The 12,052-nt window shown below is 72.5% G+C and carries 12 protein-coding genes; 10 read left to right on the top strand and 2 right to left on the bottom strand.

All coding sequences use genetic code 11. The features are described from left to right. Positions 1-750, top strand: coding sequence for a ribonuclease III (gene rnc / locus VFH10_RS14155; RefSeq protein WP_325129655.1), 750 nt, complete (start codon positions 1-3; stop codon positions 748-750). An 8-nt stretch (positions 751-758) separates the two neighbouring features. Then, a complete protein-coding gene (gene mutM, locus VFH10_RS14150; protein WP_325129654.1) occupies positions 759-1,613 on the top strand; it encodes a bifunctional DNA-formamidopyrimidine glycosylase/DNA-(apurinic or apyrimidinic site) lyase in 855 nt (284 codons plus the stop codon). Positions 1,614-1,669: 56 nt separating this feature from the next. On the opposite strand, the gene VFH10_RS14145 is transcribed toward mutM, so the two are convergent. Then, positions 1,670-1,876, bottom strand: coding sequence for a hypothetical protein (locus VFH10_RS14145; RefSeq protein ID WP_325129651.1), 207 nt, complete (start codon positions 1,874-1,876; stop codon positions 1,670-1,672). Between the two features lie 138 nt (positions 1,877-2,014). Between VFH10_RS14145 and VFH10_RS14140 the strand changes: the two genes are divergently transcribed. From VFH10_RS14140 to ftsY, 5 genes are all read left to right on the top strand, one after another. Continuing rightward, the gene (locus VFH10_RS14140; protein ID WP_325129649.1) at positions 2,015-2,206 is read left to right on the top strand and encodes a hypothetical protein; all 192 of its coding nucleotides are present in this window, start codon (positions 2,015-2,017) and stop codon (positions 2,204-2,206) included. A gap of 259 nt (positions 2,207-2,465) precedes the next feature. Beyond that, the gene (smc, locus tag VFH10_RS14135) at positions 2,466-6,050 is read left to right on the top strand and encodes a chromosome segregation protein SMC (RefSeq protein WP_325129647.1); all 3,585 of its coding nucleotides are present in this window, start codon (positions 2,466-2,468) and stop codon (positions 6,048-6,050) included. Next, positions 6,050-6,517 (top strand): thioesterase family protein, encoded by a 468-nt coding sequence (locus tag VFH10_RS14130; RefSeq protein ID WP_325129645.1) that lies wholly within the window; start codon positions 6,050-6,052, stop codon positions 6,515-6,517. The genes smc and VFH10_RS14130 overlap by 1 nt, the downstream gene beginning before the upstream one ends. 89 nt (positions 6,518-6,606) lie before the next feature. Further along, positions 6,607-6,795, top strand: a complete 189-nt coding sequence (locus VFH10_RS14125) for a hypothetical protein (protein WP_325129643.1) — start codon at positions 6,607-6,609, stop codon at positions 6,793-6,795. A gap of 52 nt (positions 6,796-6,847) precedes the next feature. Beyond that, positions 6,848-8,008 carry a signal recognition particle-docking protein FtsY gene (gene ftsY / locus VFH10_RS14120; RefSeq protein WP_325129641.1) on the top strand — a complete coding sequence of 387 codons (1,161 nt, stop codon included), beginning with the start codon at positions 6,848-6,850 and terminating at the stop codon, positions 8,006-8,008. A 12-nt stretch (positions 8,009-8,020) separates the two neighbouring features. On the opposite strand, the gene VFH10_RS14115 is transcribed toward ftsY, so the two are convergent. Further along, positions 8,021-8,626, bottom strand: coding sequence for a TetR/AcrR family transcriptional regulator (locus VFH10_RS14115; RefSeq protein WP_325129639.1), 606 nt, complete (start codon positions 8,624-8,626; stop codon positions 8,021-8,023). A 225-nt stretch (positions 8,627-8,851) separates the two neighbouring features. Between VFH10_RS14115 and VFH10_RS14110 the strand changes: the two genes are divergently transcribed. From VFH10_RS14110 to VFH10_RS14100, 3 genes are all read left to right on the top strand, one after another. Beyond that, positions 8,852-10,189 carry an ammonium transporter gene (locus VFH10_RS14110; RefSeq protein ID WP_325129637.1) on the top strand — a complete coding sequence of 446 codons (1,338 nt, stop codon included), beginning with the start codon at positions 8,852-8,854 and terminating at the stop codon, positions 10,187-10,189. Further along, a complete protein-coding gene (locus VFH10_RS14105; RefSeq protein ID WP_325129635.1) occupies positions 10,186-10,524 on the top strand; it encodes a P-II family nitrogen regulator in 339 nt (112 codons plus the stop codon). The genes VFH10_RS14110 and VFH10_RS14105 overlap by 4 nt, the downstream gene beginning before the upstream one ends. A gap of 110 nt (positions 10,525-10,634) precedes the next feature. Then, positions 10,635-12,052: HD domain-containing protein (locus tag VFH10_RS14100; protein WP_325129633.1), on the top strand; the 1,418-nt coding region annotated here is incomplete at its 3' end.

Raw genomic sequence — 12,052 nt, 5'->3', positions numbered from 1 at the left:
GTGAGCGAGCCGTCGTACGACGACTTGCGCGAGGCGCTCGGCAATCCCTCGTTGGATGCCGAGCTCCTCGAGCGATCCCTCACCCACCGTTCCTACGCCTACGAGAACGGCGGGCTGCCGACCAACGAGCGGCTCGAGTTCCTCGGTGACTCGGTGCTCGGCCTGGTCGTCACCGACCACCTCTTCCGGTCGCACCCCGACCTCTCCGAGGGCCGCCTGGCCAAGCTCCGGGCCGCCGTCGTCAACGCGCGTGCCCTCGCCGACGTCGCCCGCACGATCGGTCTCGGTGAGCACATCAAGCTCGGTCGCGGCGAGGAGACCACGGGTGGCCGCGAGAAGGCGTCGATCCTCTCCGACACCGTCGAGGCCGTGATCGGCGCCGTCTACCTCTCCGACGGCTTCGAGACCGCCGGCGAGGTCGTGCACCGGCTGTTCGACCCGCTCATGGAGACCGCCGCCCGCCTCGGCGCCGGCCTGGACTGGAAGACCAGCCTCCAGGAGCTGTCGGCCGGCCACTCCCTCGGCGTCCCCGAGTACGTCATCGAGGACGAGGGCCCCGACCACGAGAAGACCTTCACCGCGCAGGTCCAGGTCGGCGACGAGCTCTACGGCCACGGCACCGGCCGCTCCAAGAAGGAGGCCGAGCAGCAGGCCGCCGAGACCGCCTACCGCGCGATCGCCGAGCGACACGGCGACGTGCACCCCTCGGCGGCGATGACCGCCGCGGAGTCCACCCCCGCCGCGGGCTGACCTCACCGGTGCCCGAGCTCCCCGAGGTCGAGGTGGTCCGCCGCGGCCTCGACGCGCACGTCGTCGGTCACCTGGTCACGGGCGTCGAGGTCCTGCACCCGCGCCCGGTGCGCCGGCACGTCGCCGGCCCCGACGACTTCGCGGCCCTGGTCACGGGACGGCGGATCCTCGGCGCGCGCCGCCGCGGCAAGTACCTCTGGCTCCCGCTCGACAGCGGCGACGCCGTGCTCGGCCACCTCGGCATGAGCGGCCAGATGCTCGTGCAGCCGCCCGCGGCGATCGACGAGCGGCACCTGCGCGTCCGGTTCCGGCTCGACGCGCCGTACGAGCTGCGCTTCGTCGACCAGCGAATGTTCGGCGGTCTCGCCGTCTCCCACGGGGGAGCCGAACTGCCCGCCGAGATCGCGCACATCGCCCGCGACCCGATGGACCCGGACTTCGACGACGACCTGTTCTCGGTGCGCGTCCGCAAGCGGGCCTCGGGCATCAAGCGGATCCTGCTCGACCAGACGGTCATCTCCGGCGTCGGCAACATCTACGCCGACGAGGCACTCTGGCTGGCCCGGCTGCACGGCGACCGGCCCGGGCTGCGCCTGCATCGCAAGGACGTGGTCGAGGTGCTCGCCGGCGTGCGCGCGGTGATGCAGTCGGCGCTCGCCCAGGGCGGCACGTCGTTCGACGCGCTGTACGTCGACGTCAACGGGGCGAGCGGATACTTCGACCGCTCGCTGCAGGCCTACGGGCAGGAGGGGCAGCCGTGCTCACGATGCGGTACCCCGATCGCCAGGGTGTCCTTCATGAACCGTTCGTCCTACTTCTGCCCGGTCTGTCAGCCCAAGCCACGCGCGCGCCGGGCCCGGTAGCTGGCAGCGCCTCCCCGGCGGTGGAACCGTTCGTCCACTGCGCCCACCCCCGTCTGTCAACCGCGCCCGCGGCGCTCCCGCACCGCCCGCTGAACCGGACCCGGCACCCGTCCGGTCCAGTCGATCGGCGTCCACGGCTGCGACGGCACCCACTCGCTGCCGCATCCCGAGCAGACGAACAGCGGTTCGTCGTCGAGGCGCTCCCCGGAGGCGTCCCAGGCGCACGCCGAGCGGCACGCGGCGATCTCCAGGGGGCGGCTCATGCGGCGAAGGTACCCCGGCATTGACCACCCCCGGCAGGCGTGGGACTCTTGAAAGCGAGCACCCCAAGCAGGCCCCGGCTGGGATCCGGCCGGAAGCGGGTGTGCCCCCCTCTTTTCACCCATCGGAGGACCAAATCCATGGCCAAGGCGCTCCTCGGCTACATGAGCAGCACTGACCCTCGCATCGTCTCCCAGCTCTCGTCCGAGAACCGCCGACTGCGCCAGCGCGTCGCCGACCTCGAGGCCGCCGTCATGCGCCTCCAGGCCGAGAACGACAAGCTCGCGGCGGCGGTCCACGACGAGCCGCTGCTCACCCTCGAGCACGCCTGACGCGCACTGCCCCCGTCGACCGGCGGCGCGTCACCGCGTGACAGCTCCCGGGCAACGCATGCCCGGTCTCCGGCCTGACGCCGAAACGGCGGTGCTCCCCGGATCGGCACGCCCGGACAGGTAGGCTCCTGTCCGCTGACTTCCCCACGGCAGCCCGTGGCGGCCCCGGATCACGGTGCTGCCAGAATCCGTCGTTCAGCCAAGACCACCGGCACCCCGCAGACCGAGGCGCCGATCGGCGACCGTGAGGAGCTCCACCTTGTACCTGAAGAGCCTGACGCTCCGCGGGTTCAAGTCGTTCGCGTCGGCGACGACCCTCCAGCTCGAGCGGGGGATCACCTGCATCGTCGGCCCCAACGGTTCCGGCAAGTCCAACGTCGTCGACGCGCTCGCGTGGGTGATGGGTGAGCAGGGGGCCAAGTCGCTGCGCGGCGGCAAGATGGAGGACGTCATCTTCGCCGGCACGTCGGGTCGCCCGCCCCTCGGCCGCGCCGAGGTCGCGCTGACGATCGACAACGCCGACGGGGCGCTGCCGATCGAGTACGCCGAGGTCACCATCAGCCGGACGATGTTCCGCAACGGCGGCTCGGAGTACGCCATCAACGGCCAGTCCTGCCGGCTGCTCGACGTCCAGGAGCTGCTCTCCGACTCCGGCATCGGCCGCGAGATGCACGTGATCGTCGGGCAGGGCCAGCTCGACTCGATCCTGCACGCGACGCCGGAGGACCGACGCGGCTTCATCGAGGAGGCCGCCGGTGTCCTCAAGCACCGCAAGCGCAAGGAGAAGGCGCTCCGCAAGCTCGACTCCACCGACGGCAACCTGACCCGGCTCAGCGACCTGCTCAGCGAGATCCGCCGCCAGCTCAAGCCGCTCGGCCGGCAGGCAGAGGTGGCCCGCAAGGCCGCCGTCGTCCAGGCCGACGCCCGTGACGCCCGGGCCCGGCTGCTCGCCGACGACCTGGTCACCGCCCGGACCGCGCTGGAGCAGGAGCTCGCCGACGAGACGGTGCTGCTGGAGCGTCGTGCCGAGGTCGAGGCGGCGGTCGAGGCGGCCCGGCAGGCCGAGGCGGCGCTGGAGGCGGCGCTGCGGGAGGACCTGCCCGCGCTGGCCAAGGCGCAGGAGACCTGGTTCGCGCTGTCCGGGCTGCGAGAGCGGCTCAAGGGCACCGCCGGGCTGGCCGCCGAACGGGTCCGCAACGCCGCCGAGCACACCGAGACAGCCGATGCTTCGACCTCGGGTCGTGACCCGGAGCAGCTGGAGGCCGAGGCCGAGCGGGTGCGCGGGCAGGAGCGGGAGATCACCGCCGAGGTCGAGCGCAACCGCGCCGGCCTCGATGGCGCGCTCGCCGCCCGCCAGCGGGCCGAGACCGCCCACCAGGACGAGGAACGCCGGGTGGCCGGGCTCGTCCGCGCCGCGGCCGACCGCCGCGAGGGGCTGGCCCGGCTGCACGGCCAGGTCAACGCGCTGCGCAGCCGCTCGACCGCCGCCGCTGAGGAGCTCGGCCGGCTCACCGCCGCCCGGACCGAGGCGCTCGCCCGCGCCGAGCGGGCCCAACGCGACTTCACCGCCCTGGAGACCAAGGTCGCCGGCCTCGACGCGGGGGAGGAGGGGTTGGACGCCGAGCACGAGGGCGCCGCGTCCCTGCTCGCCGACCTCGAGGACCGGCTCGCCAAGACCCGCGAGGAGGTCCAGGCCGCCGAGCGCGACCGCTCCGCGCTGACCGCCCGCAAGGAGGCGCTCGAGCTCGGCCTCGACCGCAGGGACGGTGCCGGCGCGCTGCTGGCGGCGTCCGACTCGGTCTCCGGGCTGCTCGGATCCGTCGCAGCGCTGCTGTCGGTGCGGGCCGGCTACGAGACCGCGGTGGCCGCCGCGCTCGGCTCCGCGGCCGACGCCGTGGCCGTCGAACACGTCGACGCCGCGGTCGGCGCCCTCGGTCACCTCAAGAGCGAGGACCTCGGCCGCGCCGGGATCCTGCTCGGCGGCAACGGCGCAGACGGCTGGGGCGACAGCGCGGACGACCGCGACTGGCCCGGCCTGCCGGCTTCGGCGGCCTACGCCATCGACGTCGTCGAGTGCCCCGAGGCCCTGCGCCCGTCGCTGGGCCGGGTGCTGTTCAAGACCGCCGTCGTCGACACGCTCGCCGACGCCCGCGCCCTGGTGCGCGACCTCCCGGACGTCACGGCCGTCACCCGCGACGGCGACCTGCTCGGCGCGCACTTCGCCGCCGGCGGGTCGTCCAGCCGGCCGAGCCTCATCGAGGTGCAGGCCGCCGTCGACGAGGCGACCGAGCAGCTCAGCGCCGCGACCCACGCCTGCGAGCGGCTCGCCTTCGACCTCTCCCGGCTGGAGGAGGAGCGCGCCCAGGCCCAGCACCGGGTCGACGTCGCCCTCGCCAAGCTGCATGAGTCCGACGCCACCCTGGCCGCGGTCGCCGAGGAGCTGGGGCAGCTCGGCTCCCTGGCCCGGTCCGCGAAGGGCGAGGCCGAGCGGCTCGCCACCGCGATCGCCGCCGCGGAGGAGGCCCGCGACCAGGACCTGGCGGGGCTCGCCGACCTCGAGGCCCGACTCGCCGCCGCCGAGGACGCGCCCGAGGAAGAGCCCGACACCGCCGAGCGCGACCGGCTCGCGGAGGCGGCCAGGTCGGCGCGCGCCCACGAGATGGACGCCCGGCTCGCCCTGCGCACCGCCGAGGAGCGGTCCCGCGCCCTCGCCGGCCGGGCCGACTCCCTGGTCAACGCCGCCCGCGCCGAGCGCGAGGCGCGCGCCAAGGCCGCGGCGCGACGAGAGCGGATGATCCGCGAGGGCAAGGTCGCAGCGGCGGTTGCCCGCGCGGTGACCGTGGTGCTGCAGCGCCTCGAGCTTTCGATCGCCGCCGCTGCCGACGAGCGCACTGCCGTCGAGCAGTCCCGGCGTGGACGTGAGGAAGAGCTGATGACCGTGCGGGGCCGGCTGCGCGACCTGGCCCGCGAGCACGACGAGCTCGTCAACACCGTGCACCGCGACGAGATGGCCCGCACCCAGCAGAAGATGCGCATCGAGCAGCTCGAGGAGCGTGCCCTCGAGGAGCTCGGCCTGGACGCCGAGGCCCTGGTCGACGACTTCGGTCCGCAGCACCTGGTCCCGCCGGTGACCGCCGACGGCGAGGACGGTTCCTCCGACGATGCCGAACCGGTGCCGTTCGTCCGCGAGGAGCAGCAGAAGCGGCTCCGGGCCGCCGAACGCGCGCTGTCCATGCTCGGCAAGGTCAACCCGCTCGCCCTCGAGGAGTTCTCGGCGCTGGAGGAGCGGCACAAGTTCCTCACCGAGCAGCTGGAGGACCTGAAGCGGACCCGTCGCGACCTGCTCGACATCGTCCGCGAGGTCGACGAGCGGGTCGAGCAGGTCTTCACCGAGGCCTGGGAGGACGTCCGCGACGCGTTCGACTCGGTCTTCGCACGGCTCTTCCCGGGTGGTGAGGGACGGCTCGTCCTCACCGACCCCTCCGACATGCTCAACACCGGCATCGAGGTGGAGGCGCGGCCGCCCGGCAAGAAGGTCAAGCGGCTGTCCCTGCTGTCGGGTGGCGAGCGGTCCCTGGTCGCGGTCGCGTTCCTGGTGTCGCTGTTCAAGGCCCGCCCGTCGCCGTTCTACATCCTCGACGAGGTCGAGGCCGCTCTCGACGACACCAACCTCGGCCGGCTGCTCGAGATCTACGAGGAGCTCCGGGAGAACAGCCAGCTCCTGGTCATCACCCACCAGAAGCGGACCATGGAGGTCGGCGACGCGCTCTACGGCGTGACCATGCGCGGCGACGGCGTCTCCGCGGTGATCAGCCAGCGGCTGCGTGAGGCCGAGCCGGCCTGATGGGCTCGACCAGCGCGCGTCGTCCGCCGCCCACCCGCGACGACTACGTCGTGTGGCGACGGCTGACCACGCGGTGGGCCGACGACGACGTCTACGGCCACATGAACAACGCCGTCTACTACGAGATGTTCGACACGGCGGTCAACGCGCACCTGCTCGAGGCGACCGGTGTCGATATCCGGCGGCTGCCGGCGGTGGGCGTGGTGGCGGAGACGTCCTGCCGCTACTTCCGCGAGATCGGCTTCCCCGAGCCCGTCGACGCCGGGCTGGCCGTCGAGAAGGTCGGCAGCTCCTCGGTCATCTACCGCATCGGCCTGTTCCAGGGCGACGCCGCGGAGGCCGCGGCCGAGGGCCGGTTCGTGCACGTCTACGTCGACAACACTTCCGGTCCCGGTGACCGGCCGGTGCGGCCGTTGCCCGACGAGATCCGCGCGGTCGCCGAGCCGCTGCACCGTCCCACGGGCTGAGCGCGGACCGCTCACGAGTTGGGCGACCCCCGGGATCCTGGCACGATGGGAGCGTCCGTCGTCCGCCCCCTCGGGAAGGTGTGATCCGAGTGATCTCGATCCTGGTCACCATGCTCGTCATCCTCGTTCTCGCGGGCCTCGTCGTGGTCTACGTCGCCTACCCGCACCGCGGTGAGCAGATGCCCAACCTGCCCTGGGTCGGCGACGCCATGAAGAGGGGCGTGGACGCCCTGCCCACGCTGGACAACCAGCGGGACCGGGAGCACCAGCCGCACTGATCCGCTCGGGCCGCCCCGTCATCGACGCGGCGGCCTCTGATTGGATGAGGCCGTGGAATATCTCTGGCTGATCATCGCCGTCGCCGTCGTCGTCGTGGGTGGCCTCGCCGGCCTCGTCGCGACCCGCGGGCGCGGTCGCCGTACGGACAGTCCGGTCGCGACGAAGGACGTCCCCGACGTCATCGCGCCGGCCGAGCCGACCGTCGGCGAGGACGCCGAGACCCCCCGGGACACCCCGACGCGCACCGTCGAGGACGCCGCGCTCCCGACCCTCGAACGCCCCGAGCCGACCGCCAGCCGGCTGGTCCGGCTCCGCTCCCGGCTCTCCCGGTCGCAGGGCGCCCTCGGCCGGGGCCTGCTCACCCTGCTGTCCCGTGACGTCATCGACGAGGACACGTGGGAGGAGATCGAGGACACCCTGCTCACCGCCGACGTCGGCGTGACCCCGACCCAGGAGCTGGTCGAGCGGCTGCGCACCCGGGTCAAGGTGGAGGGCAAGACGGCCGCCTCGATGCGCGACATCCTGCGCGAGGAGCTGCTCACGCTGATCGACCCGTCCCTCGACCGAGCGCTGCACGTGGACCGCAAGGACGGGAAGCCCGGCGTGGTGCTCGTGGTCGGCGTCAACGGCACCGGCAAGACGACCACGGTCGGCAAGCTCGCCCGGGTGCTGGTCGCCGAGGACAAGCAGGTGGTGCTCGGTGCCGCCGACACGTTCCGGGCCGCCGCGGCCGAGCAGCTTACGACCTGGGGGGAGCGGGTCGGGGTACCCGCCGTGCGGGGTCCCGAGGGCAGCGACCCGGCCAGCGTGGCGTTCGAGGCGGTGAAGACCGGCGCCGAGCAGGAGGCCGATGTCGTCATCGTCGACACCGCCGGCCGGCTGCAGAACAAGGCCGGCCTGATGGATGAGCTCGGCAAGGTCAAGCGGGTCGTGGAGAAGCAGGCGCCGGTCTCCGAGGTGCTGCTCGTGCTCGACGCGACCACCGGCCAGAACGGCATGGTGCAGGCCAGGGTCTTCAGTGAGGTCGTCGACGTCACCGGCATCGTGCTGACCAAGCTCGACGGCTCGGCCAAGGGCGGAATCGTGGTCGCGGTGCAGCGGGAGCTCGGCGTCCCCGTCAAGCTCGTGGGGCTCGGCGAGGGTGCCGACGACCTGGCGCCGTTCGACCCGGAGACATTCGTCGACGCCCTCCTGGGCGGGGCGGACGCCTGAGCCCGTCGCCGATCAGGCGCGGATGCCGCGCAGTGTGAAGGCCACCAGGTCGGGGACGTCGTCGAGCGTCGGCAACGGGCGTCCGGTCACCTCGCGCATGATGAGCAGGCCGCCCAGCCACTGCACGGCCATGTCCATGTTGATGTCCGCGCGCACCTCGCCACGCTCGATCGCCCGCTCGAAGGTGCGGCGGGCGATCTCCTCGCGCCTCTCGGTGGAGGCGCGGTAGAGCGAGGCGATGCGTTCGTCGCGGATCGACTCCATGATCGACATCCGCAGGAAGCTGGCCCCGGTCTCCGTGTTCACGAACGCGATGATCGACCCGTACGTCGCGGTCAGGTCACCCTCGATGGTGCCGGTGTCGGCCTCGGGGAACTCGTCGCTGTAGAGCGACTGCATTGCCGCGAACGCCAGGTCCTCCTTGGAGGGCCAGCGCCGGTATACCGTCGCCTTGCCCACTCCGGCGCGGGCGGCGACCTCGTCGACCGTGGTCTTGTCGAAGCCGCGCAGCAGCAGCAGCTCCGATGCCGCGCGGGTGATCTTGCTGTCGGTCTCCGGGTCGCGGGGTCGCCCGCGACCACGCTTGGCGGGTGCGGCGAGGGAGTCCTGCTCGGGCATGTCTGTAACGATACTCGCAGTTCCGATACGGAAAAGTGCCGAACTGATTCGCAAAACGTGACACATGCCCGTAACACGGGACCCGGAAGCGTCACGTTCCCGCAACGTGCGCCGCCGCGACGCGAAACATCGCCGCACCAGAGTGCTGTCGCATCAGGCGTCGACCGGTGACAGCGCGGTCGAACGGTCGTCGTCGTCCTGATCTGTTTAATCGATGGAGGTTCCATGGACTACGGCTTGCAGGCCTGGATGCTGGTCTCGGCATCCCTCGTCCTCCTGATGACCACACCTGGGCTGGCGCTCTTCTACGGGGGGATGAGCCGTTCGAAGTCCGTGCTGAACATGATGATGATGTCGTTCTCCGCGATGGGCGTCATCGGGATCGTCTACGTGCTGTGGGGCTGGAGCATGTCCTACGGCGCGCAGGACGTCGCGCTGCTCTTCAACAACCCCTTCGAGACCTTCGGGCTCAACGGGATCTCCGGCACCGGCTACATGGGTGTCGGCTTCCAGCTCACCTTCGCGGTGATCACGGCGGCCCTCATCAGCGGCGCGGTGGCCGACCGGCTGAAGTTCTCGGCCTGGCTGGTCTTCCTGCCGCTGTGGGTGACGCTGTCCTACTTCCCGCTGGCCCACATGGTGTGGGGCGGCGGCTTCCTCAGCGGGGTGCAGAACGGCCTCGCCGACCTGCTCTTCTCCGGTGACGGCGGCGCCGCGGTGGCTCCGATCGACTACGCGGGCGGCACGGTCGTGCACATCAACGCCGGCGTGGCCGGGCTGGTGCTGGCACTCCTGCTCGGTCGGCGTCTCGGCTTCGGCAAGGAGCCGATCAAGCCGCACAGCCTGCCGCTGACGATGATCGGCGCCGGGCTGCTGTGGTTCGGCTGGTTCGGGTTCAACGTCGGCTCGTGGGTCCCCGGGGACCTCACCGGCGATGCCGCCGGCACCTACTGGCTGGAGGAGACCAGCCTGGTCTGGCTGAACACCACCGTCGCGACCTGCGCGGCGATGATGAGCTGGCTGCTGGTCGAGAAGCTCCGTGACGGCAAGGCGACCAGCCTCGGTGCCGCGTCGGGGGTCGTGGCCGGGCTGGTCGCGATCACCCCGGCCTGTGGCGCGCTCTCGCCGGTCGGCTCGATCATCCTCGGCGCGGTCGCCGGTGCGCTGTGCGCCCTGGCGGTCGGCCTCAAGTACCGGTTCGGGTACGACGACTCGCTCGACGTCGTGGGCGTCCACCTCGTGGGCGGACTGGTCGGGACTATCGGCATCGGTTTCCTGGCTCTCGACGGTGGCCTGTTCTACGGTGACGGCATCCGGCAGCTGGTGGTGCAGCTCGCGGTCGCGCTGTTCGCGGTCCTCTGGTCGGCGGTCGCGACGCTGGGCGTCGGGCTGCTGGTCAAGGCCGTCATCGGGCTGCGGGTCACCGAGGAGGACGAGGTCGCGGGCATCGACCTCGCCGACCACGGAGAGTCGGCGTACGACCTGAGCAGCACGTCGGGCAGCAGCCGCCGCCCGGCCGTGCTGGCCGAGAGCAAGCCGGTCGCGGAAGGAGCGAACGCATGAAGCTCGTCACCGCGGTGATCAAGCCGCACAAGTGGGAGGACGTCCGGGAGGCCCTCGAGACCTTCGGGGTGGCCGGGATGACCGTCAGCGAGGTCAGCGGCTACGGCCGGCAGAAGGGCCACACCGAGGTCTACCGGGGCGCGGAGTACGACATCGCGCTGGTGCCCAAGATCAGGCTCGAGATCGTGGTCGAGGACGCCGACGCAGACGACATCGTCGAGATCATCGTCAAGACGGCGCAGACCGGCCGGATCGGCGACGGCAAGGTCTGGGTGCAGCCGGTCGACGCGGTGGTGCGGGTGCGCACCGGCGACCGCGACGAGTCGGCGCTGTAGCGCGGAGCGCCGAGGCCTGCGGTTTGGTCCCCAACCGCAGGCTTCGGCGGCGCCATCATGCAGTTCATGACCAAAGGGCGCAGCCCGTCGCGGCCCCCGGGATCCTCCCGGTGACCACATCGGAGCGCGCCGAACGCACGCGCATCGCCGACGAGCTCTGCCGGAGCGCCCTCGAGAAGGCGCTCGACGGGCGGGAGGGGACCGGCCTGGCCCTGGTGGCCGTGGGCGGCTACGGCCGCGGCGAGCTCGCACCGGCCAGCGACCTCGACGTGGTGCTCGTCCACGACGACGGCCTCGACGAGACGGTGGTCGCCGAGGTGGCCGGCTCGGTCTGGTACCCGCTGTGGGACACCGGAACCTCCCTCGACCACTCGGTGCGCGCCCTGGCCGACGGGACCGCGGCGGCCGCGTCCGACGTACGCGTCGCGCTCGGCCTCCTCGACGCGCGCCACCTGGCCGGCGACCCGAACGTGACGCTCCGGCTGCGCACGGACGTGCTGGCGCAGTGGCGGCGGGACGCCCGCCGCCGGCTGCCCGAGCTGCGAGCCCTGGTCGACGCCCGCGCCGAACGGCTCGGTGAGCTGGCGCACGTGGCGGTACCGGACGTCAAGGAGTCCATGGGCGGGCTGCGCGACGCCACCGTGCTCAAGGCCCTGGTGGCGACCTGGCTGGTCGACGTGCCGCACACCGATCTCGAACGCACGCGTCGACAGCTCCTCGACGTCCGCGACGTCGTGCAGACGCTGGCCGGGCGGGCGACCGACCGGATCGGACCCGACGACTGGCCGGACCTCGCCGCCGGCCTCGGGCTGCCGGACGCCGAGGCGGCGCAGCAGACGGTACGCCGGCTCGGCCGCCGGATCACCCATCTCTCCCGGCTGACCTGGCGCCGGGTCGACGCGGTGCTGGACCGGCCGGCAGCCACCCGGCGCCGCGCCCCCGACCTCACTCCGGTGGCCCCGGGCGTCGCCGTCACCCGCGGCGAGGTGGTGCTCGGTGCACGGGCGGACCCCAAGGCCGACCCCGCGCTGCTGCTCCGGGCAGCGGCGGAGGCGGCCGAGCGCGGCCTCGTGCTCGCCCCCGCGACCGCCGCCCGGCTGGCCCGCGCGGCGGCGCCGTTGCCGGAGCCCTGGGACGCCGAGTCCCGCAACCTGCTCACCCGCCTGCTCGCGGCCGGCCCCGGCCTGCTCGAGGTGTGGGAGACGCTCGAGGAGACGGGTGCGCTCGCGCTGCTGCTGCCCGAGTGGGAGCGGGTGCGGCTGCTCGCACACGCGTCCGTCGTGCACCGCTTCACCGTCGACCGTCACGTCGTGGAGACCTGCATCGAGGCCTCGCGGCTGATCCGCCGCATCGGCCGGCCCGACGTGCTGATGGTCGCCGCGCTGCTGCACGACATCGGCAAGGGGGAGCTGCAGGACCACAGCGTGGCCGGTGAGCCGCTCGCCGGGGCCGTCGCCGAGCGCTGGGGGTACGACGCCCACGAGGCCGCGCTGGTGCGGCGGCTGGTGCGCTGGCACCTCCTGCTCGT

Source organism: Nocardioides sp. (assembly GCF_035697785.1).
Taxonomy (GTDB): domain Bacteria; phylum Actinomycetota; class Actinomycetes; order Propionibacteriales; family Nocardioidaceae; genus Nocardioides_B.
This window is presented reverse-complemented; position numbering and strand designations above follow the sequence as displayed.

Excerpts from the sequence above, each read along its gene's own strand:
- VFH10_RS14110 (WP_325129637.1), top strand. The coding sequence starts at position 8,852 with ATGGACTACGGCTTGCAGGCCTGGATGCTGGTCTCGGCATCCCTCGTC.
- VFH10_RS14145 (WP_325129651.1), bottom strand. The coding sequence starts at position 1,876 with ATGAGCCGCCCCCTGGAGATCGCCGCGTGCCGCTCGGCGTGCGCCTGG.
- VFH10_RS14115 (WP_325129639.1), bottom strand. The coding sequence starts at position 8,626 with ATGCCCGAGCAGGACTCCCTCGCCGCACCCGCCAAGCGTGGTCGCGGG.
- VFH10_RS14105 (WP_325129635.1), top strand. The coding sequence starts at position 10,186 with ATGAAGCTCGTCACCGCGGTGATCAAGCCGCACAAGTGGGAGGACGTC.
- VFH10_RS14130 (WP_325129645.1), top strand. The coding sequence starts at position 6,050 with ATGGGCTCGACCAGCGCGCGTCGTCCGCCGCCCACCCGCGACGACTAC.
- VFH10_RS14140 (WP_325129649.1), top strand. The coding sequence starts at position 2,015 with ATGGCCAAGGCGCTCCTCGGCTACATGAGCAGCACTGACCCTCGCATC.